General features: G+C 62.8%; 28 protein-coding genes and 2 pseudogenes. 17 read left to right on the top strand and 13 right to left on the bottom strand.

What is annotated here, in order from left to right:
- Window positions 1–122: 122 nt before the first annotated feature.
- The 6 genes and pseudogenes from E3O06_RS18330 to E3O06_RS00195 all read right to left on the bottom strand — a co-directional run bounded on the left by E3O06_RS18330 (window position 123) and on the right by E3O06_RS00195 (window position 6,266).
- Window positions 123–344: an ATP-binding protein gene (locus E3O06_RS18330; protein WP_420898852.1), complete on the bottom strand. Its 222-nt coding sequence runs from the start codon at window positions 342–344 to the stop codon at window positions 123–125.
- A gap of 653 nt (window positions 345–997) precedes the next feature.
- On the bottom strand, window positions 998–1,549 hold the full coding sequence (locus tag E3O06_RS00215) for an ATP-binding cassette domain-containing protein (RefSeq protein ID WP_134501036.1): 552 nt from the start codon (window positions 1,547–1,549) through the stop codon (window positions 998–1,000).
- Between the two features lie 198 nt (window positions 1,550–1,747).
- Window positions 1,748–1,975 (bottom strand): annotated as a pseudogene (locus E3O06_RS00210) (transposase); the annotation flags it as partial.
- 202 nt (window positions 1,976–2,177) lie between these two features.
- Window positions 2,178–3,215, bottom strand: a pseudogene (locus E3O06_RS00205) (IS110 family RNA-guided transposase); the annotation flags it as partial.
- Window positions 3,216–3,621: 406 nt separating this feature from the next.
- Window positions 3,622–4,809 (bottom strand): MFS transporter, encoded by a 1,188-nt coding sequence (locus E3O06_RS00200; protein ID WP_134501042.1) that lies wholly within the window; start codon window positions 4,807–4,809, stop codon window positions 3,622–3,624.
- Window positions 4,810–4,892: 83 nt separating this feature from the next.
- Window positions 4,893–6,266 carry an MBL fold metallo-hydrolase gene (locus E3O06_RS00195; RefSeq protein ID WP_134501035.1) on the bottom strand — a complete coding sequence of 458 codons (1,374 nt, stop codon included), beginning with the start codon at window positions 6,264–6,266 and terminating at the stop codon, window positions 4,893–4,895.
- A gap of 108 nt (window positions 6,267–6,374) precedes the next feature.
- On the opposite strand from E3O06_RS00195, the gene E3O06_RS00190 reads away from it, so the two are divergent.
- From E3O06_RS00190 to E3O06_RS00170, 5 genes are all read left to right on the top strand, one after another.
- The gene (locus E3O06_RS00190) at window positions 6,375–7,064 is read left to right on the top strand and encodes an ArsR/SmtB family transcription factor (RefSeq protein ID WP_134501034.1); all 690 of its coding nucleotides are present in this window, start codon (window positions 6,375–6,377) and stop codon (window positions 7,062–7,064) included.
- Entirely contained in the window at window positions 7,064–7,267 is a 204-nt protein-coding gene (locus tag E3O06_RS17740) for a hypothetical protein (protein WP_198415750.1), read from the top strand. The genes E3O06_RS00190 and E3O06_RS17740 overlap by 1 nt, the downstream gene beginning before the upstream one ends.
- Window positions 7,194–7,403, top strand: a complete 210-nt coding sequence (locus E3O06_RS17735; protein ID WP_198415747.1) for a DsrE family protein — start codon at window positions 7,194–7,196, stop codon at window positions 7,401–7,403. The genes E3O06_RS17740 and E3O06_RS17735 overlap by 74 nt, the downstream gene beginning before the upstream one ends.
- A 611-nt stretch (window positions 7,404–8,014) precedes the next feature.
- Window positions 8,015–9,550: a multicopper oxidase family protein gene (locus E3O06_RS00175; protein ID WP_134501032.1), complete on the top strand. Its 1,536-nt coding sequence runs from the start codon at window positions 8,015–8,017 to the stop codon at window positions 9,548–9,550.
- A 47-nt stretch (window positions 9,551–9,597) separates the two neighbouring features.
- Window positions 9,598–10,020 carry a DUF302 domain-containing protein gene (locus E3O06_RS00170; protein WP_134501031.1) on the top strand — a complete coding sequence of 141 codons (423 nt, stop codon included), beginning with the start codon at window positions 9,598–9,600 and terminating at the stop codon, window positions 10,018–10,020.
- 525 nt (window positions 10,021–10,545) lie between these two features.
- Here E3O06_RS00170 and E3O06_RS00165 read toward each other — a convergent pair.
- Window positions 10,546–10,902 (bottom strand): thioredoxin family protein, encoded by a 357-nt coding sequence (locus E3O06_RS00165; protein WP_092106594.1) that lies wholly within the window; start codon window positions 10,900–10,902, stop codon window positions 10,546–10,548.
- Window positions 10,903–11,027: 125 nt separating this feature from the next.
- On the opposite strand from E3O06_RS00165, the gene E3O06_RS00160 reads away from it, so the two are divergent.
- The 3 genes from E3O06_RS00160 to E3O06_RS00150 all read left to right on the top strand — a co-directional run bounded on the left by E3O06_RS00160 (window position 11,028) and on the right by E3O06_RS00150 (window position 13,906).
- Window positions 11,028–12,404, top strand: coding sequence for an MBL fold metallo-hydrolase (locus E3O06_RS00160; protein ID WP_134501030.1), 1,377 nt, complete (start codon window positions 11,028–11,030; stop codon window positions 12,402–12,404).
- A gap of 228 nt (window positions 12,405–12,632) precedes the next feature.
- A complete protein-coding gene (locus E3O06_RS00155) occupies window positions 12,633–13,145 on the top strand; it encodes a rhodanese-like domain-containing protein (RefSeq protein WP_134501029.1) in 513 nt (170 codons plus the stop codon).
- Entirely contained in the window at window positions 13,142–13,906 is a 765-nt protein-coding gene (locus E3O06_RS00150) for a sulfite exporter TauE/SafE family protein (RefSeq protein WP_134501028.1), read from the top strand. Before E3O06_RS00155 ends, E3O06_RS00150 begins: the two co-directional genes overlap by 4 nt.
- A 15-nt stretch (window positions 13,907–13,921) precedes the next feature.
- On the opposite strand, the gene E3O06_RS00145 is transcribed toward E3O06_RS00150, so the two are convergent.
- Window positions 13,922–14,209, bottom strand: coding sequence for a metal-sensitive transcriptional regulator (locus E3O06_RS00145; RefSeq protein ID WP_134501041.1), 288 nt, complete (start codon window positions 14,207–14,209; stop codon window positions 13,922–13,924).
- 131 nt (window positions 14,210–14,340) lie between these two features.
- Between E3O06_RS00145 and E3O06_RS00140 the strand changes: the two genes are divergently transcribed.
- The 3 genes from E3O06_RS00140 to E3O06_RS00130 are packed head-to-tail and all read left to right on the top strand — an operon-like array spanning window position 14,341 to window position 15,795.
- Window positions 14,341–14,901, top strand: a complete 561-nt coding sequence (locus E3O06_RS00140) for a hypothetical protein (RefSeq protein WP_241979773.1) — start codon at window positions 14,341–14,343, stop codon at window positions 14,899–14,901.
- 28 nt (window positions 14,902–14,929) lie between these two features.
- The gene (locus tag E3O06_RS00135; protein ID WP_134501027.1) at window positions 14,930–15,424 is read left to right on the top strand and encodes a hypothetical protein; all 495 of its coding nucleotides are present in this window, start codon (window positions 14,930–14,932) and stop codon (window positions 15,422–15,424) included.
- A complete protein-coding gene (locus E3O06_RS00130; RefSeq protein ID WP_134501026.1) occupies window positions 15,421–15,795 on the top strand; it encodes a rhodanese-like domain-containing protein in 375 nt (124 codons plus the stop codon). The genes E3O06_RS00135 and E3O06_RS00130 overlap by 4 nt, the downstream gene beginning before the upstream one ends.
- Before the next feature lie 309 nt (window positions 15,796–16,104).
- Here the strand turns inward: E3O06_RS00130 and E3O06_RS00125 are convergent, their stop codons facing one another.
- Complete coding sequence (locus tag E3O06_RS00125; RefSeq protein WP_134501025.1) at window positions 16,105–16,479, bottom strand: DsrE family protein; 375 nt, start codon at window positions 16,477–16,479, stop codon at window positions 16,105–16,107.
- Window positions 16,476–16,751: a hypothetical protein gene (locus E3O06_RS00120; RefSeq protein ID WP_134501024.1), complete on the bottom strand. Its 276-nt coding sequence runs from the start codon at window positions 16,749–16,751 to the stop codon at window positions 16,476–16,478. The genes E3O06_RS00125 and E3O06_RS00120 overlap by 4 nt, the downstream gene beginning before the upstream one ends.
- An 84-nt stretch (window positions 16,752–16,835) precedes the next feature.
- Here E3O06_RS00120 and E3O06_RS00115 point away from each other — a divergent pair, with 84 nt between their 5' ends.
- From E3O06_RS00115 to E3O06_RS00105, 4 genes are read left to right on the top strand one after another with little or no spacing between them, the layout of a single operon-like run.
- Window positions 16,836–17,603, top strand: coding sequence for a DsbA family protein (locus E3O06_RS00115; protein ID WP_241979772.1), 768 nt, complete (start codon window positions 16,836–16,838; stop codon window positions 17,601–17,603).
- Window positions 17,604–17,605: 2 nt separating this feature from the next.
- Window positions 17,606–18,445 carry a cytochrome c biogenesis CcdA family protein gene (locus E3O06_RS00110; protein WP_134501023.1) on the top strand — a complete coding sequence of 280 codons (840 nt, stop codon included), beginning with the start codon at window positions 17,606–17,608 and terminating at the stop codon, window positions 18,443–18,445.
- A complete protein-coding gene (locus E3O06_RS17345; RefSeq protein ID WP_166788036.1) occupies window positions 18,442–18,615 on the top strand; it encodes a hypothetical protein in 174 nt (57 codons plus the stop codon). The genes E3O06_RS00110 and E3O06_RS17345 overlap by 4 nt, the downstream gene beginning before the upstream one ends.
- A gap of 25 nt (window positions 18,616–18,640) precedes the next feature.
- Window positions 18,641–19,177, top strand: coding sequence for a hypothetical protein (locus E3O06_RS00105; protein WP_134501022.1), 537 nt, complete (start codon window positions 18,641–18,643; stop codon window positions 19,175–19,177).
- 98 nt (window positions 19,178–19,275) lie between these two features.
- Here E3O06_RS00105 and E3O06_RS00100 read toward each other — a convergent pair whose 3' ends face one another.
- The gene (locus E3O06_RS00100) at window positions 19,276–20,025 is read right to left on the bottom strand and encodes a GntR family transcriptional regulator (protein WP_134501021.1); all 750 of its coding nucleotides are present in this window, start codon (window positions 20,023–20,025) and stop codon (window positions 19,276–19,278) included.
- Between the two features lie 741 nt (window positions 20,026–20,766).
- On the opposite strand from E3O06_RS00100, the gene E3O06_RS00095 reads away from it, so the two are divergent.
- The gene (locus E3O06_RS00095; RefSeq protein ID WP_134501020.1) at window positions 20,767–21,231 is read left to right on the top strand and encodes a hypothetical protein; all 465 of its coding nucleotides are present in this window, start codon (window positions 20,767–20,769) and stop codon (window positions 21,229–21,231) included.
- 19 nt (window positions 21,232–21,250) lie between these two features.
- Here E3O06_RS00095 and E3O06_RS18325 read toward each other — a convergent pair whose 3' ends face one another.
- Together E3O06_RS18325 and E3O06_RS00085 are read right to left on the bottom strand one after the other, a co-directional pair.
- Entirely contained in the window at window positions 21,251–21,610 is a 360-nt protein-coding gene (locus E3O06_RS18325; RefSeq protein WP_134501019.1) for a type II toxin-antitoxin system RelE/ParE family toxin, read from the bottom strand.
- On the bottom strand, window positions 21,610–21,912 hold the full coding sequence (locus E3O06_RS00085) for a type II toxin-antitoxin system ParD family antitoxin (RefSeq protein ID WP_198415746.1): 303 nt from the start codon (window positions 21,910–21,912) through the stop codon (window positions 21,610–21,612). The genes E3O06_RS18325 and E3O06_RS00085 overlap by 1 nt, the downstream gene beginning before the upstream one ends.
- Before the next feature lie 204 nt (window positions 21,913–22,116).
- On the opposite strand from E3O06_RS00085, the gene E3O06_RS00080 reads away from it, so the two are divergent.
- Window positions 22,117–22,761: a TetR/AcrR family transcriptional regulator gene (locus E3O06_RS00080; protein ID WP_134501018.1), complete on the top strand. Its 645-nt coding sequence runs from the start codon at window positions 22,117–22,119 to the stop codon at window positions 22,759–22,761.
- Window positions 22,762–22,796: the final 35 nt, after the last annotated feature.

Raw genomic sequence — 22,796 nt, 5'->3', positions numbered from 1 at the left:
TTTTTCCGTTCCCGAGTTTCTTGCCTTTGACAGTTAGAAACCTAGGCGGAGAGCGGCGTGCGGCCGTTAAGGCGCTCCCAACGAACCCACGGTTACGTCAGGAGAGCCAGTTTTAGGCAGCTTTAGCCATGTGAGCGTCGTTGAGATAGCTGTCGATCATCGCTGAGGCGATGATGAAGTGGCCGAAGACGTTGCCCCATCAGGCGAAGGGCAGGTTGCTGGACCCGGTGGCCTGCCTTGGCGGCCTTGATGCCGATGCCTACGGCGAGGTGCGTCTTCCCTGTTCCGGGTGGGCCGAGCAGGACGACATTCTTGCCCTCGGTCAGGAACCCGCTGGTGCCCAAGTGGGCGATCAGGGTTCGATCGGCGGTCGAAACGACTTTGATTTACCGTTTCATGAACATGGACTCCCTGCACCGCACCCCGCATGCGAACATCAGCAAGAAGCGGTCATGCCACATCTAATTTGTCCTCTGGCGGTCAGAAGCAGCGCGCTGGGAATGTCTTGCGAACGATCGTTACCGAACACCACACGCCACAAACCTTAACGTCGGATATTCGACTAATTCACAAGCCGCCCCTGGTGGGTCTCCGCGAAAGCATGCACGGCACGGCCAAACCGGTCAGAGATCGTCGCCATGGGGCAGTCGACGCGATCGGCAAACCCAAACGCCGATGCACATACCCAACCAGACCATTGACATACTGCAAGCCCGGAACATACACGTTCAGAAACATCCGGTCGATGCTCTCAACCTCGAAAACGACATGATCCGCCAGCACCCTACCGACTGTGCTCAGGTTGCCGACACCGCTGATATTGCGCGTTACACTCATGGCAGACTCCGGTCGGTTCGGCGGCCAGTTACCGGCCAACTAACCGCTGAGACGGTTCATACACCCGAACGGCACAGCCGTCCAGGGTCTCCCGCACCGACCGGAGCCCCACACATGACCCACACCGAGACACGACTCGGCGGGCTGGGGCGAAGCCCCGTTAGTCTTCGGCGGCGCCGGCTCCTGTGTAGATGTCCATGAGTTCCTGACGGCCCACGAGGTCTCCGCGATCTCCCTGATACACGAGTTCGCCGGCCACGACGACCGCGGTTCGATCGGCCAACGACTGTGCGAACGCGTGCCGCTGTTCGACAAGGACAATGCCGAGACCGTCCGAGCGAAGCGCAGACAACGCGCGTCGGAGGGTGTCGAACACGCCGGGAGCGAGACCCTGAGTCGGCTCGTCCAGCATCAGGAGTACAGGTTCTCCCGCGATGGCCTTGCCGACGGCCAGCATCTGCTGCTCACCTCCGGAGAGGGAACCGACGGATTGGGTCATTCGCTGGCCCAGGACGGGAAAGAGCTCCACTGCGCGGGCGATGAGCTTTGCACGGCGGTCCGGCTGGGCCAGACGTGAACCTAAGCGCAGGTTCTCGCGAACCGTGAGTTCAGGAAAGAGTCCTCGGCCCTCTGGGACCAGCCTGAGACCCGCCCGAGCTCGGTCGCTCGCGCAGCTGCTGCGCCGCACTCCCCGCGGAATACCCGGCGGCATTCAGTCTGTCTCGAAATCCCGGCACCAGGGCCACCAAAGGGCCCTCGACGAGCACATGTTCAGGATCGCTCATGATCCTTGTCCTTCCTCATAGATGAGGACAAGTATCAAATGGCCGGCTGGATTATGCCGAGGTTCGCGGCCATCACTCGCCGCTGATCTAGGCTTTCAGGCAAACATCGGCATAATCCGAACATCAGAATAATTCAAGAATGCGGTCTCCGCCCGCAGCTCCTGAACTTCCCGCTCAAGTTCCTTCAGACGGGCCCGTTCCGACACCGTCAAGTCTGCTTCCGTGCCGCCATGAGTCTCGCGGTATTTGCCCAGCCAATTGCGGAGCGTCTCGGGGCCGACGCCGTACGCGGTGGCGACGTCCTTGATCGGTTTGGACGTGTCGATCACCTCGCGGCACAACTCGAGCCTGATGCTCCTATAGTTGTCAAGCTGCGATTTGGTGGGGTTGGTTTTCGTTGAGCCAGGCCCGGTAACGGTGCAGGAATCGGGTGTCGCGAATGGTGCCGCGTTCGATGAGTGAGATCTTGCTGATCGCGCAGTCGAGGGCGTCGGCGACCTCGGTGAGGCTGAGCCCGAGGCGTTTGCGTGTGGGGCGCAGATCGCTGCTGTCCGCGGCTGGCTGCGGGGTGGTGATGAGGTGGAATACCTCGCGGGCGATGGCGCGCTTGAGGCAGCGGAGGATGTCTTTCTTCGTCTTGCCTTCGGCGGTGCGGCGGGTCGCGTAGGCGCGGGTTTCGGGGTCTGTGGCCAGGCGCACGATCGCGATCTTGTGGAGCGCGGAGTTCGCGGCCCGGTCGCCGCCGCGGTTGAGTCGGTGACGTGTCGTTTTCCCCGAGGAGGCGGGCAAGGGCGAGGCACCGCAGAGCATCGCGAAAGCTGCCTCGGAGCGGAGCCGGTCGGGGTTGTCGCCTGCGGTGATCAGCAGCTGCGCGGCGGTCACAGTCGCGATCCCTCGGGCTTGCACGAGAGCCGGGTTCACTGTGTCGACGAGTTGTGCGAGGTCGGTGTCGTGACCGGCGATCTCAACATCGAGCTGCTGATAGCGGGCGGCGAGGCGCTTGAGTGCCGTGCGGGTCCTGGACGCGACCTCGTCGTCACCGACACGTGCACGGGAGCCTGTCAGGCGTGTGATCAAGCGGGTCGTGGTCAGGTCACGGAACTCGGTTCGGATGCTCTCAGGAGCAGTCACGATCAGCGATTTGAGTTGCACGATCACCTCGGTTCGTGCTTTTATCGCGCTGCGCCGGGCCGCGTTGGTGACCCGGATCGCTTCCGCGAGGCCGGTGCCGGTCTTCGCGGCCACGGTGTTGTTGTTCGCCAACGCGATGTGCGCGGCGGCGTAGGCATCGATCTCGTCGGATTTGCCGCGCATCCGCCGTGTCTGCCGTGCCGGGCGGATCACCTCGACGACCTCGATGCCCGCCTCATGCAAGTGCCGGGTCAAGCCCGCCCCGTACGAGTTCGTGCCCTCCACACCGGCGCGCAGCAGAGCCCCGTGGCAGGTGATGAAGCCCTCAAGCGCGCGGTAGCCGGCGTCGGTGGTGGGGAACTGGGCGGCGCTGAGGTGTTCCCCGGTGACGGAGATCACGGCCGCGTAGTGCGTGTCCTTGTGCGTGTCCACCCCCGCGACGATCAGAGACTGATCGTTCATGGTGTACTTCCCTTCGTGGCGAGTAGGGCTTGTGGGTAGCGCCAGTCCGGCGACTTGGTGTGTAATCGCGTGACATCGTGGACAGTGGATCTCAGAACTTCGTGGACGCGGGGTCTCATGGCTTCGTGTGTCCTGTCTCAGCGCTTGTCCGGACTGCCGGTACCAATAAGGGCTACTCGCCATCGTGCGTATGACGCCCGGCCATCGGGCTTAATCTCGGGACAGACAAACGGGCACCGTCGCAATTCGGCACGGTCAGAACCGCCAGATTCCGAGGGAGTGCCCGCAAGAGGTCCGCTCTTTGCGCCACCTTGGGCCGGGCCAGTTGGTGGTGAGCAGAATCCGATTTCGGCCACGTGATACACGCTGAACGTGAGCGTCACGCTCGTGCGCAGGCGATGCCTATTCAGGGGTGGTCGTCTCCGCGCATCCGCACGGCCACGACGAGTCCGGATGCGGCAGTCAGGGCCGCGACCACGGCGACGGCGGCCGGAATGCCGAAGGCGTCCGCGATCAGTCCGGACAGCAGCGCGCCGACCGCGAAGCCGCCGTCACGCCACAGGCGGTAGGTGCCCACCGAGCGGGCCCGCCATTCGGGGTGGGCGACGTCGCCGATCGCTGCGAGCAGCGTCGGGTAGACCATGGCGGTGCCTGCCCCGAGTAGCACGGCGGCTGCCAGCCAGAGGCCGAAGCTGTCCCCGACGGCGACCATGCCTAGGGCGACCGCCTGCACGATCATTCCGCCGACGATCAGCCATTTGCGGCCGATCCGGTCGGAGAGCCCCCCGGTGATCAGTTGGCCGGCTCCCCAGACGGCCGGGTAGACGGCGGCCAGGATGCCGATGCGTTCGATGCTGAGTCCGGCGGCGGCGAACAGGATGGGGAACAGCCCCCAGGCCAGACCGTCGTTGAGGTTGTTGACCATCCCGGCCTGGCTGATCGACGACAGGGATCGATCCCGGAAGCTCGTGAGGGTGAAGACCTGCCGGTCGCTGAGGGAGCCGGCATGGGCGTGCTCGGACACATGGTTGGCCGCTTCGGCCTTCGCGTAGTGATGTGTTTCGCGCACGAAGAGCGCGGAGAGTCCGAGCCCCAGGGCGATGAAGGCTGCCCCGAGCAGGAACGGGCCTGGGCGCAGCCCGTACTCGGCGGCGATGTATCCGGTGGCCAGGGCCGTGGCTGCGACACCGAGATAGCCGGCCGCCTCATTGAAGCCCATGGCCAGGCCGCGCTGCTTCGGGCCGACGAGGTCCATTTTCATCATCACCGTGGTCGACCAGGTCAGTCCCTGGCTGATGCCGAGGATCACATTGGCCGCGACAATCCAGCCCCAGGTCGGGCCGAGGATCAGAATAAGCGGCACAGGAATGGCGATCAGCCAGCCGGCGATTAGCACGGGCTTTCGGCCGTAGCGGTCGGAGAGGGTGCCGGCGAAGTAGTTGGTGCCGGCCTTGGCCAAGCCGAAGGCCAGGATGTACGTCAGCGAGCCCGTGTACCGATCGACGTGGAAGACCTCGTCCGCCAGCAGAGGCAGCACGGTGCGCTCCTGGCCGAGGGTGCCGCCGACCAGGGCGTTGACGGCGACGAGCAGCATGAACTGGGGGAAGTTCTGCCGCAGACCCAGCGTGATCACGCGGCCGACGCCCTTCCGTTGGTCCACACGGCCTGGCGTCCGGCTCATCGTCCGGTCTCCAGCGAGCGACCAGCTTCACGGGCCCAGTCCGCGGCGCCGCCGTTGAGCACGGCGACGGCGGTTCGACCGCCGCGCTCGAGGATGCTCGCCGCGCTCATGGCGCGTTCGCTGTGGCCGCACATGACGACGAGGGGTCCGGTGGGGACCTCGCCGAGGCGCCCGGCGAGGTCGCCCAGTTCGATGTTCCAGGCGGCGGCTACGTGACCTGCCGCGTACTCCGAGGCCTGGCGGACGTCGAGCACGGTGGCTGAGGCTTCAGCGCCGGAGACCATGCTCCGGGCTTCGATCAGCGATCCCGTGGCCGCTGCTGCGGAGTTCTTCCACGCAGGGAATCCGCCGTCGAGTTCGCCGGCGAGGGTGTCGAAGCCGACCTGCGCGGCCGCCCAGACGATGTCCTCGGGATCCTGATCCGGATTCCGCACGATAATGACCAGCCGGTCTGGCTCGGCCAGCCAGCCGAGCCAGGTCGCGAACACCGGGCGCAGCGCGATGGACAGGGAACCGGGGATGTGCCCGGCCGCGAAGTGCGCAGGCTGCCGAGCATCCACGATCTGGGCGCCCTGCTCGCGCAAGGACATCACGCGGTCGACGGACAGCGCCGGCAGCGGCGGAGTGGTTCCGAGAACGACTGGGCCCCGCCGGTTGACCTCGCCCAGGCGCAGGAAGTAGTCGGGGAAAGTGCCGAGGGAACCGAGCAGCGCATCAACGAAGGCGTCCTCGCCGGCGACCTGGAGCAACGGGTTGGTGGCCCGTTCGCGGCCGATCGTGGTCATCCGTTCGCCACCGGCCGCGGCCGAGCAGAACGACCCGGCGCCGTGGGTGGGCCAGACCGGGGTGTCGTTGGGCAGTTCCATCAGCCGGTGCAGCGAGTGGTACTGGGCTCGGGCCAGCGGAACGGTCATTTCCGGGCTGACCAGGTCTGTGCGCCCGGCGGTTCCGACCATCAGCGACCCGCCGGTGAAAACGCCGGCGATGCGCCCGTGGTCGAGCAGCAGGTAGGAGAGGTGTTCGGGCGAGTGGCCGGGTGTCGCCAGCGCCTGCAGGGTGAAATTACCCAGGTCCAGGGTATCGCCGTCGTTGAGCACGGTGTGGGCGAATCCGCGCGGACCCACGTCTGGGGCAAGTACCGTGGCGCGTTCGGTTTCTTCCAGTTCGCGCACGCCGGAGATGAAGTCCGCGTGCAGGTGTGTTTCCGCGGCGTACGCGATGGACAGTCCCAGGCGCAGAGCCTCCGCACGTACCTGGCGCAGGTCCCGTTCCGGGTCCACCACCAGAGCCCTACCCCGGCCAATGTCCAGGAGGTAAGTGGAGTTACCCAGCCCCTCGTCGATAACGGGCACAAGATGCAGCATTTCCATGTGGCGCTCCTCAGGTCGCACGACCCGCCAGAAACGGGAAAGATCAATATTCCATAAAACCATGGATTACTAGAAGATACTAGTATGAAAGGAATCGGGAGGAAGCGCATGGGTGATCGTGAGAAGAAGTCCGCGCTGTTCGAGCAGTTCGCGCGCGTTGGCAAGGCACTCGGCAGCGGCAAGCGCCTCGAACTGATCGACCTGCTGGCTCAGGGCGAACGCACAGTGGAATCGCTGGCAAACGCGGCCGGCCTAGGCCTGACCACCGCATCCGCTCACCTGCAAACCCTCAAGCACGCCGGTTTGGTCACCACCCGCCGGGAGGGCACCCGGATTCATTACCAACTTGCCGGGGATGACGTCGCCCGGCTCTACGACCTAGTTCGCGCGGTCGCCCAGACCCACTTGTCAGATGTTGAAGCGAAGCGCATCGCCTACCTCGGACTCGATGAACCTGGGTCAGGCGACGACGCGCAGGAGGAGATCACGCGGGAGGAACTTCTCGCCCGCGTCACGGCGGGGACCGTCACAGTGCTGGATGTCCGGCCGCGGCAGGAATACCAGGCCGCGCATATCCCCGGAGCCCTCTCCATCCCGCTCGAGGAGCTCAGCGGCAGGCTCAGTGAGTTGCCGCTCGGCCGCGAGATGGTCGCCTACTGCCGTGGCGCGTATTGCGTGCTCGCCTACGAGGCCGTCGGCATGCTACGCCAGGGCGGCCACCGGGCAACCCGGTTGCACGAGGGGATGCTGGAATGGCGACTGGCGAGCCTGCCGGTGTCCGCCGAGGCGGTCGCCTGATGAACATCCTCATCATGAACGGCGCCGCCTACGGCCAGGACACCACGTACAACGCGGTTCGACTTGCGAAGTCGTTGTCCAGACGAGACGAGCCCATCACACAGGCCTTCCTGATGGGCTACGGCGGCGATGGCTGGGCAGAAAACACCGGAAGGTTACTACAAGCTGGACCGGATGCTCCTGTCCAACACCCGGCGAGGTAGTGAGGTTCGCTCTTGCGGCACGTGCATGGATGCCCGCGGAATCACCGATGCCATGCCCATCGAGGGTGCCGCGCGATCCACCATGGATGCCCTGGCCGACTGGACCATCGCCGCGGACAAGGTGCTGGTTTTCTAGCGCTCGCTGATCGCCGTTCCCGCTGAGGGTTCGGCGGTGACCTATCGCCAGAGCGCGTCATCACTTGGCACGCGCGCGTCCCCCGATCGGGGTCAAGATGGTGACGAGCTTGGCATTAACAATGGCCTTCCGATTCCACCCGTTCGTCATGGCTTCACGCCATACCCCGCGACGCCTGGGCCTAGTTCGAAGCCGTCAAGGCCTCGCGTTTGGGCCCTTCCTGTTGCGCGAGTTTCAGCGGGTTGCACCGGTGTGTGAGGTACGTGCCGTTCCACGTGCGTGGACGATCTACCCAGCCACGATTTATACCTCTAGGGGTATGGTGGAGATACGGATCAGTAAAAGAAAGGAAACGATCAGATGATGTGGGGTAACGGAAGTATGGGATGGCCTTGGGGCTTCGGCTTGCTGGCTATAGCGGGCGTCGCCGTGCTTATTTACGTCCTCGTTCGTTTTTTGTCGAACAAATCCGGAAGCGATGACGCGCGATCTGCTCCGAGGCAAGCTGATTCGGCCGGTGCCAGGCAGATTCTCGAAGAGCGTTTCGCTCGGGGGGAGCTCACCGCGGAGCAGCTGCGTGATCAGTTGCGGGTGCTCGAGGAGGGCCGGTAGTGCGCGCCCTCAGTCGTCGTAGTGCCCTGATTCTCGGCGGGGTGGGGATTGCGGGCACGGCTGTGGGCGGAACGGGTTTCTTCGTCAATCAACGGATCTCCTCGACGAGGTCACCGGCTATACCGCCCGGGAGCGACCTCGTGGAGCCCCCGGAGCTACGAAGCGTCAGCGGCACTCTCACCGTTGATCTCGAGTCTTCGCCCCAACAGGTGACCATTGCTGGTCGTGATGTGCGTGCGCTGAGTTATAACGGTGGCGTGCCCGGCCCCACACTGCGCGTTCGAGCCGGAGACACCCTCAGCGTGAGCCTTCGCAATGGTCTGGCAGATCCGAGCAACCTGCACGTACACGGCCTCCATGTCTCGCCCGAGAACAACAGCGACAACATGTTCGTCACCGTCGCAGCCGGCGACTCCTTTGATTACCAGTACGAATTGCCCGCCAATCATCCGCCGGGCGTCTACTGGTATCACCCGCACCACCATGGTTTCGTGGCCGATCAGGTATTCGGCGGGCTCTACGGCGCCATCATCGTCGAAGACGCCGATCTTATCCCTGCCAGCCGGGAACGCGTCCTCGTCATTTCCGACATCACCCTCGATTCCATGGGAACAATTCCAGCGGCCACAGCGATGGAGAAAATGTCCGGACGCGAAGGAGACCTCGTCCTGGTCAACGGACAACTCACCCCCAGCATGACTGCCCGCCCCGGGGAACGGGAACGATGGCGCATCATTAATGCCTGCGTGTCCCGCTACCTGCGGCTGCGCCTCGACGGGCAGCAGCTGTCCCTTCTCGGAATTGACTCCGGACGGTTCGAAGCCGCGCACGACGTCGACGAGGTCGTGCTGGCCCCCGGGAACCGGGCCGACCTTCTCGTCACCGGCACGGCCGGCACCGCCGTACTGCGTGCCCACGCCTACGATCGAGGTACTTCCGGCGGAATGATGATGGGAGGCGTAGGCTCCGCTGGAGCCGACGACATCGCGCTGGCCACATTTCACGTAGCCGGTGACGACGTCGCCACAGTCGCCGCCATACCTGGTCAGCCCGTTCCGCGTGACCTACGCACAGCTACCGTAACAGCCCGACGCGAGCTAATCTTCGCGATGGGAATGGGCGGAAATATGGGCGGAATGGGCGGGGACACAGGCAGTGGCATGGGTGGAAATATGGATGGCGGCATGGGCGGAGGAGTGGGTGGGGGCATGATGTCAGCCACGATCAACGGCCAGGTATTCGATGCCACCCGGGTCGACACGACCGTGCAATTCGACAGCGTGGAGGACTGGTTGCTGACAAATACCAGCCCGCTCGATCACCCCGTGCACCTGCACGTGTGGCCGATGCAGATCATTGAACAGTCAGGCCGGCCCGTCGAAACCATCATGTGGCAGGACGTCGTGAACATCCCGGCACGCAGCACCGTGCGCGTGCGTATCGCGTTTGACGACTTCAGCGGACGTACCGTGTACCACTGCCACATTCTTGACCACGAAGACAGCGGCATGATGGGAGTGATCACCGCAAACTGACAGTAGCCGCAACCATCAATTCGAAAAAAATGGATTAGGAGAAACCAATGAACTACGCACACACCATCACCGTCTCGCTGCCCTACGAAGAAGCCGTCTCCAGGGTGCGGGAAGAACTTGCTAACCAAGGATTCGGCGTTCTTACCGAAATCGACGTCCACGCGACCTTCGAAACGAAACTCGGCGTGGAAAGCGCGCAGGCACTGGGCGACTACCTGATCCTGGGCGCCTGCAACCCCGCCCTCGCCGAACAGGCACTCACCGCAGAGCCCGACATGGGCTTGCTGCTTCCGTGTAACGTCGTGATCCGACGAAGCCCGTCAGCGACTACCACCACGGTTCAAGCTATCAACCCACAAACCATGGTCCAGTTGAGCAATTCTCCGGGAATACAGAACGTTGCTGATCAAGCCGATCAGCGTCTTCTCGCCGCGTTAGCCGCTTTCCAAGGAGAAAACAGCAGCAAGTAAAACGCGATCTAGCCCGATGAAGCACGGCCGGGATTTTGTCGCCGCATCTGTGCATCGCAACGCTCAGCGGCGCTCTTTCTGACACGAGGGCTGCGCCCATACCAAACCTCCGAACGGGGAAGTCCGCACCGCTGGCCATCGTCAGGCCGTTAGCCGCGCAGGTTGCGCGGTTGGCGATCTGCCCGGCGTTGGCAGGCTTCAACAGGTGCTGGAGGGGGTGCCGCCGTTAGCGTCCGAGTAGCCGGGACCAGAATGATCCGGTCGATTTTTCTTTGACATGCCCGGCGCATTGTTGGTTGCGTGGCACGCCGCGCATTACCTCATCAATGTGCTGACCGCAGCCCGCCCACGTTGTCTTTTGGCACACTTTGCAGGTGACGGAACGACACATACTAGATCTCCATTCAAAAAGGTGAACTGCTAAAAGAATTATACCCCAGGGAGTATTCTACTGACGCGGGGGCAGTGACGTGCTCATGTGACCTGCTGTGAATCCGTCATGCGGTTTCTCACAGAGCGCGAGGTTTATCGGGCGGCGATACTGGCGCGCACGTCGTCCATGTTGAGATTCTCGACACCGGTAATGAGCTCTTCCAGGCTGGAAGCGTTTAGGGCGCCCGGCTGGGAAAAGACGAGCACGGAGTCCCGAAACGCCATCAGCGTGGGGATGGAGCGGATGCCGGCGGCTGCGGCCAATCCTTGTTCGGCTTCGGTGTCGACTTTTCCGAAAGTGATTGCGGGGTGTTTTTCAGACGCCGCGCTGAATGTCGGGGCGAAACTGCGACACGGGCCGCACCACTCGGCCCAAAAATCAACCAGCACGATGGGACTCTGGGCAATGGTCGCGTCGAAGGTAGTCTCGGTGAGATCGGTAGTAGCCATGCACATAGACTATACCCTTAGGGGTATCTTGCATACCATGCGGGGTATGTGCGAGACTGGGGCGCATACCCACTACACGCCCCAACTCGTGTCGGCGTGGTGGGCCCCGATCTTTGGAGGCCACGATGATTTTGACCCAGTATTACCTCAACTGCTTGTCCCATGGTTCGTACCTCGTCGGTGATGAGACGAGCGGTCAAGCCGTTGTCGTGGACCCCCGCCGCGACATCGACGACTACCTCGCTGACGCCCAAGCGAACAACCTGACCATCGTCGGCGTGATCAACACGCATTTCCACGCTGACTTCGTCGCCGGTCACCTCGAGCTGGCCGCAGCCACTGGCGCCTGGATCGGCTACGGCGCCCGCGCCGAGGCAGAGTACGAGATCCGTCACCTGGCCAATGGCGAGAAGATCTCGCTCGGTGAAGTGGAACTGGAAATTCTCGACACCCCCGGGCACACCTGGGAGTCCGTCAGCATCGTCGTTCGTGAACACGCCGGCGACGCCGTTCCCCATGCTGTTCTCACCGGCGATACCCTCTTCATCGGTGACGTGGGGCGTCCCGACCTGGCCGCATCCGTCGGCGCCGATCCCGACCAACTGGCCCGCGCCCTGTACGCGTCGATCCACACGACCCTTCTCGCCTTGCCCGATGCGGTGCGTGTTCTCCCCGCCCACGGCGCCGGTTCCGCCTGTGGCAAGAACCTCTCCGACGAGCTCGAATCCACCATCGGCACCCAGCGCCTCACGAACGCGTCCGTGCAGCCGATGAGTGAAGACGATTTCGTGACAATGATCCGCAGCGGCCAGCCCGCAATCCCCGGCTATTTCGCCGTCGACGCGATGATCAACCGCAGCGCGCACGAAATCATCGGTTCCACCCGTGAACTGGCACCGCTCACCTTGACGGATGTTCGCAGATCCGTTGAAAACGGAGCCCGCGTTCTCGACACCCGCAGCCCCGAGAACTTCGCCCTCGGGCACCTGGCCGGGTCCATTAACGTGGGATTGGACGGACGCTTCTCCGAGACGGCCGGAATGGTCATCCAGCACGACGACAGCATCGTGATCATCGCCGACTCCGGCCGCGAAGCCGAGGCCGGAATGCGGCTGGCCCGCATCGGCTTCGACCGGGTCGCCGGATATCTGACAAACCCGGTGCAGGCGTTCACCGACCTCGGCCCGCTGGTGCAGGTCGGTGCGCGGGTCGAGCTTGAGGAGTTCGAGGCTCTGCGCCGGGACACCGCCGCAACGATCCTCGACGTACGCAACCCCGGCGAGGTCGAGCAGGGCGCGATCCCGGGCTCGCTGCGCATTCCTCTGGCCGAGCTGAGCCAGCGCCGCGCCGAAGTGCCCGCCGGACCCGTGATCATCCACTGTGCCAGCGGCTGGCGTTCGAGCGTCGCCGCGAGTGCACTGCGGGGCCTTGGCCATTCGGACGTCACCGACCTCATCGGCGGCTACAACGCATGGGCTGCCCAACATTCAGTGAAAGCCTGATGGAGATGACGCCGTCGCTGAACACCTAACCAACGTTGGCTTCACGGCAGACTCGATCGTCAGAGGCCTGCCTCAGTGGCGGGCCTCAGGGCTGCCCGGCATTGCTACGCTCCCGTACCAAACTGAAACGGATCCACTATCTCTGACACCACGCACACCGTCAACCGCACTCCGCCACCGATTGGGGCGGACGAATTCCATCAGTGGGTTCTCCATCATGACGACCTGATGATCATCGATGTGAGGGACGGCTCGGAGTTTGAAACCCGGCATATCCCGGGTTCGTATCACGTGCCGCTCCACCTGCTCAAAGAACACACTGAAGAGTTTGCGGCGCAGATGGCCCTCCGGGTTGTGCTGGTGTGCCAGTCGGGTCGACGCGCGGAAGAAGCGCGAAAGAATCTTGACGCAGCTGGCCTGAGCGGTGCTCGCGTGTTGACCGGTGGTGTGGCGAGCTATGCCGCCGCCGGCGGCGATATCACCAGCGGTCGCTCCACGTGGGCCATGGATCGACAGGTACGCATGACGGCCGGATCCCTGGTGTTGGCGAGCGTGCTGGCGGGAAGGTTTATCCATCCGCAGTTCCGTCTTCTCGCCGGCGTCATCGGTGCCGGTCTCACGGTGTCGGCCGCCACCAACAGTTGCACGCTGGGGCGAATTCTGTCGTGGATGCCCTGGAATCGCCCGGTTTCCGAACCCACGAAGAGTGACATCCTCGCGCAGCTGGCGCCGCACGCATGATCCTGGCCGCGCTGCTTCTGGGAGTGATCGTGGGTGCGCTGCTCGGCCTGGTCGGCGGAGGCGGGTCAATCCTGGCCGTTCCGGCCTTGGTCTACGGTGTCGGGTTACCCCTCGAGGAGGCGATACCAACCTCGCTGATCGTCGTGGGAGCGGCGTCGGCGGTTGCTGTGCTCCCGCGGCTGCGCACCGGCGTGAACTGGCGTCTGGCCGGCATCATCGGCGCCGCCGGCATTCCCACCGCCTACCTCGGCACCCTCGTAAACCGACTGGTTGACCCTCAGCTTCTGCTCGGCGCTTTTAGCGTGATCATGGTCATCGCTGGCGTGCGAATGTTCTTTGCCACCCCCGCCGCAACCGGCCCCTGCGCGCTGCCCGGCGGCGGAACCCGGTGGCGCAGTTGTCTGCCCCGTGCGCTGGCAACGGGCACCGTGGTCGGGTTCCTGACAGGACTGCTCGGCGTCGGCGGCGGGTTCCTCATCGTTCCGGCACTGGCCCTCGTGCTCGGACTCCCCATGGGCGTCACGATCGGCACGTCCCTCGTGATCATCGTCATCAATTCGGTCGCCGGCTTCAGCGCCCACCTGAGCGACGTGCAGATCGACTGGGCCGTCACCAGCGCCTTCGCGGGCACCGCTATGCTGGCATCCCTAATCGCGGGCAGACTCAGCCGAAGACTCCCCGACCGCGTTCTCAAAACAAGCTTCGCGATCCTTGTGCTTTGCATCGCCGTGTACGTCGCGTTTCGCGCCGTCGCCGGCTAGCTCTCGCGAGCGGGGTCAGGCGAGGGAGAGGAAAAGCTTTTCAAGCTCATTGACACTGAGCTTGGTTTCCCCATCCGCGCCGCTATCAATGAGGCACTCCTTCATCGCCGACGAGATGATCGTGAACCCCGCCCGGTCAATGGCGCTCGAGACAGCAGCCAGCTGGGTGACCACGGCACGACAATCAGCGCCGGACTCAACGGCTGTGATGACGGCGCCGAGTTGCCCCTGCGCGCGCTTGAGCCGATTGAGGGTCTTGCGCAGGTCGTCGCTGGCGTGGGTCGCGGGTTCGGTAATCCCCATGAGGGTGTGCTCCTGTTCGTAGGCGGATGCGAGGCTGGTTTTGTCTAAGACCACGATACCCCTTAGGGTATCAGTATATTCAAATATGGCAGCAAGCGTTTCACGATGAAAAGTAAATGAGGGCTATTCGAATGCGTGACCAGCGCACCAGCAGGGACGAATCATCACGGCGTGCCCCTTGGCGCGGCAAGCTGGCCGGGCTCGGCGGGGACCTGCGTCGCTGGCCCTCCCGTCGCTGGTGGGTTGCCCTGGCAACAGCACTATTTACAGTGGTCTTCATTGCCATTCCGACGGACTTGATTGACACGCCATTCTTTTCGCGACAGATCCCGCCGACTGCCTGGTCGTGGCCGGTGCTTATTCTCAGTGCGGTTTTAGCGGGTCTGGTCACCGCCACCTATGTGGCGCACCCGGAAGGCGCCCTGCCCAGTAAGGCGGCCGGACGATTGGGCATGGCGGGTTGGCTGGTGACGTTCTTTGCAGTGGGATGCCCCGTCTGCAACAAATTGGTTCTCCTCGCTCTCGGGACAACCGGAGCGATGCAATTCTTCGAGCCGGTCCAGCCGTATCTGGCCGCCGCGTCCATCGTCTTGCTCGGCGGGGCTCTCTATGCGCGCATGACTCGAGAAAATTCTTGCGGTCTTCCCGCTCGCACCGCTGCCGCGACAGAGGCCCTTGATCGTGTTCTCTGACCTACAAACTTGGTCGACTCGACGCTGGATGATCACGGCCGCCGCAGCCGCAGCCGCGTTCATTGCTTTTGTAACCGGCTACGCGCCCCGGGCGGACGACGCAGACGGCGCCCTGTGGTGGACGGTCGCGGCCACCGCGCTCGGAGCGAGCTTGATCGGCTTGATCGTTGCCAGTTATGTCGGAACCCCCATCGGCGCCGACGCAACTCTCTGCGACACACGGTGGCCAGCTCTGGGTCTGATCGCGCTGTATCTGACGACCGAAGTCCGCTCCCTCGACCCGATAGTGAGCGGTGCTGCGCGCCCGACCCTGGCCGCCGCCGCTCTCGCCCTATTGATCTGGGCACTGCGCGAACGACTGGTCAGCGAACGCCGAGCCGCCACCCGCCGCGAATCGTCAGAGTCCGCTGAGGGTGAGGTCTGCACTACCTGCACGCCTTTGTTCCCTCGCTCCCGGAAAGTCGCCCCAGAGCCGATCACACTGCCGCCCCCGTCACGCACCCGTCAGGACGCCCAGCCATGAAGAAAGCACTCACCGCAATCACAATCGCCGTGGCGGCACTGCTCAGCATGGCCGCCTGCGCGAGCCCCCCGCCGGCGCCTTCCATCGCTGTCACCTCCAGTACGGTCATCATCGACGTGCGCACCGCACCAGAGTATGTCGGTGGACACCTTCAGGACGCCATCAATATTGACGTGCAATCCGCGGACTTCGACACGCTGATCACGGCGCTGCCAATCGACGGGGACTACATCGTCTACTGCGCCACCGGAAACCGGTCGGCTGCAGCAGTCACCCGTATGGCCGACCTCGGGTTCACCGCATTGACCGATGCTGGTGGCATCACGGACGCGTCTGCCGCCACCGGACTGGCCATCGTCGTCGACAAATAAGTTTCCTCTGTTCGCACTTAACTTAATACCCCACGGGGTATACTAAAGACTTCAGCTCGACCAGCTAAGGAGTCACTATGTGCAGTCCCATGCGATGCGACAATTGCGGAAAAACCACTTGGGCCGGATGTGGGATGCATGTCGATGAGGTTATGGCCGACGTCCCAACGAGTCAGCAGTGCACCTGCGCCACCCGCCCGAATTCCTAACAGTCCACGGGCGTCGCGAAGTTCTTCGCTAACTACCAATAGATCTTGTCGATTTCGAACCTTGCGAAAAGCACCGTTCAGGCGCCCTGCGACCGCCGTGTCAAATGCGAACATAGGCCCACCCCTCGCGTTGAGACTGGGCCAGGAAGACGACGGCAGCAGGAGTGCTACTCACGCCGGTGCCAAGATCGTGAACGCTAAGACCCACGGACCGAAGGCTGTTTTCACATGCCACCACCGACACGCCCGGCAAAGCAAGTGCCGTGTTGATTTCGTCACCGAGGCCGGAATTGGCCGCGAGAAACTGGACGGCTCGGCCTTGAATCACGAGGGCAATTGTGCTCGCCGTGGCGAATCCGTGATGGGCGTTGCGCACAACCTGCAGGCCCGCGGTAACGGAGGCTTCAGCCGAACCAAGCACATGAAGAAGAAGTTGCGGAACGCTCTGGAGAGCCGACGCGTGAACGGCGTTCATGAATTGACCGAAAGTAGTGGCGGGATCACCAGTGCTGCCGCCACGCCGAGGTAGGCCACCGCGACGACGCGTACGCGGCGGTAGTGACATCGCTGCGTAGGCTGTGGAGCCTTGCCCCACGCCTCGGAGCGGAGTTGTAACCGAGGCGCTTCGTTCATGACGCGGCGGTAGGCCCGGGCATCATCGAGGTGGAGATGCGTCTCGCCGGCGAGGGCAACGATGCGGTCAGCCTTGAGGGCTATTAATGGCGGGGCGATGGTTGCTTGGAGCATGACTGGACTCTTTTCAATCAGAAAACCGGGAATGTTCCCAGACTCGGACGGGGAGGCGGCTATAACTGTCTTTTTTACCCTAATGTGCGTACATTTAAGATGGTGCCGACACAACAGAACTTCACAAAAAATAGGCCGATCCGACGAGTCAAGGTGCGGCGACGCACGCTCCTGATGCTTTTAGGAGCGGCGGCAGTTCTCGCAGTCGTCATCGTCGGAGTGGTTGCACAACAACCCGTCCAAGAATCCACTTCGGCCCCCGCTGAACAATCCGGGGAAAAAAGCGGCGAGCAGACGCTCGATCTCGCCCGACGTGTCGATGGCGAGGTGACGGCACTCGGAGAGGTCGACGCGCCGGTCGTTTTGGTCGAATACGCCGATTTCCGGTGCCCGTTTTGTGGGGTTTTCGCGCGCGATACCCTCCCTGTCCTTGTCGAGGAGTATGTGGACAGCGGTCAAGTGCGCATCGAATGGCGGGATCTGCCGGTGTTCGGAGAGGAATCCACGGATGCGGCTGTGGCTGCCCGCGCGGCGGGCGAGCAAGGTTTCTTCTGGGAGTTTGCTGAAGTCGTCTTCGCGGGTGCCCCGGAACGCGGACATGTGGCACTGCCCCCGGAACGTCTTTTGGAAATCGCGACAGAAATTGGTGTTCCCAACCTTGAGCAGTTCGTCTCCGATTTGGACAATGCTGAACTCTTGGAGAAAGTGAACATTGACGCGGCAGAGGCACGGTACCTCGGAATTACCAGCACGCCCATGTTCGTGGTGAACGAAACGCCGATTTCCGGCGCGATGCCGGTGCAGGTGTTTCGCGACACGATCGACAGCGAACTGGCGAAGGCCGGACGCTAGACATGGATATTGGCTACGCCGGCGCCCTGATTGGTGGGATGCTGACACTTTTGAGCCCCTGCTCGGTCATGCTCCTTCCTGCGTTCTTCGCCTACGCGTTCGCGAAGCCGTCCGAGCTGCTTGCCCGAACCGGATTGTTCTACCTGGGACTAATTACCACGTTGGTGCCGCTGGGAGTGCTGGCTGGTACGGTCGGGGTGTTCGTCACGCAAAATCGCACGGCCTTCGTCGGGATCGCCTCATTGCTCGTGGTGTTGATGGGTATCATCCAAATTTCTGGACTACGTTTTCCCGCCTTTACCCGCGGCAGCGCAGCCGAAGGGACCTCGGCAATATCGGTCTACCTCCTCGGCGCTGTCTACGGAGTAGCCGGAGTGTGTGCGGGCCCCATCCTCGGCTCGGTGCTTACCGTGGCAGCCCTCGGCAGTAACGCCGTCTACGGGGGAGTGCTCTTAGCGATCTACGCGCTCGGCATGGCAGCGCCCCTGATCGTGCTCGCCTTGTTGTGGGACCGACTTTCACTGGGAAAGAGTCGGTGGCTGCGCCCGCGGATGCTCACTATCGGAAGATGGGAGAACTCGTGGTTGATGATCGTATCCGGGATCCTGTCAATCCTGATCGGAATCTTCCTGTTCCTCACCGACGGTACCGCGAGCCTCGGCGGAGTTTTGACCATCGGAGATCAGTTCGCCACCGAGGCCTGGGTGCTCGATATGTCCTCACTGGTGACCAATCTCGGATTCGGGATCGCCGCGATCGTCGTGCTAGGCCTCATCGCGCTGGCCTACGCGGCTCGGAACCGTCGCACGCGCCGGCAGCGAATACCTCAAAAGCAAGAATGAGACGCGCTGCCGGAGCCGCAGCCGCCACGCTCGTTAGCGTTGTGTTGCTGGCCGCGTGTTCCGGACGTTCGTCGCAGCTCGGCGCTCATCGCGTCTCCGACGACGTCTCGCCCGCGGTCATGCTCAGCGCGCACGGCGGTACTGTCAGTGTTGCCGAAGACGCGACGTGAGCGTCAACGATCGAGTACGAAAGCAATGGCACCGGCCTCATCGAGACGGCAGGGCTTACTCACGGCTGTCGACGCCACCACCGGAGAAATACGCTGGGACGCGAACACACTCTCACGCCGCACGGACGTCGAATCTTCCTCAGCGGTCTCGGTTGTTGACGACGTATCGCAGGAAGATATCGTCTTTCTCAACTGGGTCGATAGCGCAGGTAACTCTCAAGGGATCAAATACTCAGTTGTGAGCGCACACAACGTCAAAACGGGAGCTATGCTCGCAGAGTTTTCCGGGCACGTGACTGGACCGTCAATCATTGACGAGTCATCAGGGAACCTCGCCGTGTCCTCATTTCGTCCAACGGATGGGGCCAGGATACTCACCGCGATTGATCCGGACTCCGGAACGCTGTGGGAGCAGGTTCTGGAGGGCGACACGACCCCGGCATCGGCCTCTGACAAAGTGATCTACCTTCGTGTCGGGATGGGAAACGTTACGATCACCTGGTCCGACGGACACCAGCAGCAACGCGGTCAGGAAAGAATTCCGATGGCCGTTACTCCCTAACGGAACCGGGCTTTTTCCCACCGGGGACCCCTACGAGTACGTCCTGGCAAGCCCTCAGCTCGACGGCCTTAAGGCTGAGAACCGATAAAGACTAAAGCTCACCGGGGTGAGAATGATGTGGTGACCGCGAAACGGTCGCCACGGACGACAGTCTCCCGCCATTCCACCGGACGTCCCGCCGCACGACCACACCGTTCAATGAAGAAAGCGGCAGTGCCGACCGGGCAGTCAAGAACTCGCGCCTGTTCGGCGGTAACGGCAATCGCTGTCAGGGTTTCCTGTCCGCCGTCCAGCGTGATCCCACACCGGAGCGTCAGCTCCTGATAGAGAGCAGTGTTGCTGAAATCGACGTCGAGAAGGCCGGCAGCGCGATCGGCAGGCAGCCAGGCGCTGTCAACGGCAAAGACATAGTCGTCAGCGAAACGACGGCGCTCAATATTGATCAGCGGAGCGTCGCCGGGCAGGTCGAGCCGGTCAGCAATCCGCGCGTCGACACGGATCTCGCACCGGATCAACTCGCTGTGCTGCCTCATCCCAGAGGCCTCAACTGCCGCAAACAAGCTGTAAACCGGCCCAAAGCGGTGTTCTTCGCCGTGGTTGACGTGCACCACCGGGCGTTTACCCCGACTTGATGAAACCAGCCCCTCTCGACGCAGAGGGTTCAGCGCAAGTCGTACGGTACTGCGGCTCACCTGATATTCCTCGGTTAGTTGAATTTCACCGGGGAACGTGTCCGCGAATTCGCCCGAGGTTATCCGGTTGAGAATGTCGTCATGGACGCGCAACCAGAGCGGCTGACCAGGCAATCTGGCCAGTCGTGCCCGGTCTGCTTCAGCCGCAGTTGACATGTGAGTTCCGCTTCTCCTCGGGCAATAGGTGCGCCAAAATGCAATTATCCCTTGCTTGCACTACGAGTGTGGGTCGGTAACACCTATTCGACGTTGCTGCCACGAAATGCCGGTCAATATCGTGGGAATGGGTGGGGCGTTGGATGGGTGGGCGTCACGGGCTTCGAGCTCTGCGTCGATCTCGTGCGGATCGAAAACAGGGCCAGTGCCGTGCCGGGCCGCTGCCGCGGGTTGCCTGCCTTAGGGTCCGGTTTTGCAGCCCGCTGGTCGTCGGACTTTCCACAACCGGCATCGGGCGCTTCGGATGGCCGCGCCCGTGGAATTAATTCCGCGATGTGATGGAAAAGTGATCTGGCACGACCTCCGAGTCCCGCGCCAACAATGCGAATTAGGAATTACGTAAAATACCCGCACAAGAAATCCTTGATCAGCGGCACAATTTGCGCTGGTATTTTGGCGTCTTCCCACATCCTGCCCATATTTTCTCACGTCTCACGTCTCACGTCTCACGTCTCACGTCTCACGTCTCACGTCTCACGTCTCACGTCTCACGTCTCACGTCTCACGTCTCACGTCTCACGGCGCTCGAGCACGTTCCGGCCCACGTCGTCCATGCTCTCCGCATGTTCGTGGATACGCGCAGCAAAGCTACAGGCGGCGCGGAATTATCGCCTACCCACGTCTGGTCGGTAACGCGACGGGATGGATCGCCCTGTCGGTGGTACGCGGGACTATTAGCGCATGCAAATTCAACGATCCACAATTGACCCCATCCTGCGACAATTCTTCGACCACGAGTTGGCCGGCAAGGCCGGCCTGTCCCGTTCTCGCATCGAGGTAGTCGAGCGTCGCCTGCGGGAGTGCCTCGAGGCAGAGGCTGAGCGAATTCTCGTGACCGGGGATTTGGAGATTCTGGCAGCCGAACGGCAATTCATGCAGGATGGCGAAGTGGCCCGCACGATGCACGCCGACGATCTGGTCTTCATACTCTTGTTGTTCGTGTGCGACCCCTGGCTCCGCGACGATCCTGTGCAACGCGCAACCCAATTGCGGCTGGCTGAATACCTCACTGGTCATCTCTTGGTGGCGCGCCTCGTCGACCGGGAGCAAGTCGGCTGCCCGCTCATTGATATCCGTGTGGCAATCGACACGGAGAAGGTTCTCCGCCGGTCGCGTGCGGCCGTTCCGAAACGCAGGCCGCAGTAAGTGAATGACGTGACGATGGCTAATCCCAAGTCTGTGGGGAATCGACGTGGAGGCGTGGTTCCATGGCGTCGTGAAGGACTCGGCCAATGACCAGCACCTCCCCATCCCGACGACAGACGAGGAAGTGTCGCGGTCGTCGAACAGCCACGCCAGGGCAGCGGGTACGACTCTGCGCCAGATGCCAGGAAAAAACGCCGTCCCCCAGTTCTGGTCGGTCGATATGCCCAACATTGTCGGCACGCGAAGCCGCGTCCCGGATGGCCGTGGCGATCAGCGCCTGATAGCGATTGCGCGCATCCGTACCGAACTCCTCTTCAGACCACGCAAGAATCCGCACGATATCGGCCTGCGCCGAATGAGTTAGACGGTAGTCCGCCATCAGCCGGTCGAGCTGGCCCGCGCTGCGCGACCACCGAGCTCTCGAATGAAGTCATCGAGGTTCTCGTCGGCGATGTCGTCATAACGCCCGGTGGCGATGTCCAACCAGCCCTTCTGTGCGGCATCTCGTAGGGCAGCAACCTTGGCTGCATTCTCCAACTCCTGGCGCTCCAGGAGTCGGAGTCCGTCGCGCAGTACTTCGCTGGCGTTTTGGTAACGTCCGGCCTTTACCAGCGACTCAACGAGCTCGTGCTGGTGCTGACTCAGAACAACATTCCTCGTGGCCACGGCAGTTACCTCCATTGGCAGTTTATGCCATCTGGTCCACATTCGACAGGGCACCCGAAGTTGGAATGATGCAGCTATCCGCCTCCTTGACCCGTCAAGAGGCCCCCGTAGTCATTGGGCTGCGGGGGTTTTCGTTTCCCGGGACGGGGGGTTTCAGCCATGTCTGAGAGAGTGGTGAAGTCCTTGCACTTTGTGCGTCGTTGCACTTAGTGTAGGCACGTGACATTCCCCAATACCGCCCCCGATCGCCGCGCCGAACTCAAGGCGCGGTACCGCCAAGCCATCCTGGATGCCGCAGCCTCGCTCATTCGCGAGCGGGGCAAACCGCAGTTCAGCGTCGACGAGCTCGCCGAGCGTGCCGACGTCTCCAGGCGCACGGTTTTCAACCACTTCTCATCGCTCGACGACGTGATCATGACCACCTGCACGCAGGTGCTCAGCGCCACCGTTGACGAATTCCGTGCGGCGACTGCGTCCACTCCCGCCGGAGACGGCAGTCGCGACGGCCTGTTCGACGAGCTCACGGCGGCGCTTCGCAACATCGACCTGCCGCCAGTGGTCGCCTACCTCGCCGGCGTGCTCACCGTCGAGGGTGAGAACGGTCGTTCCCAGCACAGTATCAGCGACGTCTTCACTCGCACGACCGAACAACTCTCGACCGAGATCGCCGAACGCACGAGCGCCATCGACGAATTCGAGGTTGCGATCCTCGTGAGCTCAGTAATGAACGGCATCGCCGTGGTGTCTGGTCATTGGCTGGCGCGTACCGGGGGGACGCTCGATGCAGCCTCGCGCACGGTGTGGAACGAGTTGCTCGACCGCCTTATCGTCACCATCCGCACCGGCTACGCGCCGCCCAGCTGAGCCCGCCCCCGCTCTGCCCACAACTCGATTCCCGA

Source organism: Cryobacterium glaciale (assembly GCF_004402535.1).
Classification (GTDB): Bacteria; Actinomycetota; Actinomycetes; order Actinomycetales; family Microbacteriaceae; genus Cryobacterium; species Cryobacterium glaciale.
The sequence above is the reverse complement of the archived record's forward strand: the minus strand, read 5'-3'. Positions and strand labels throughout refer to the sequence as shown.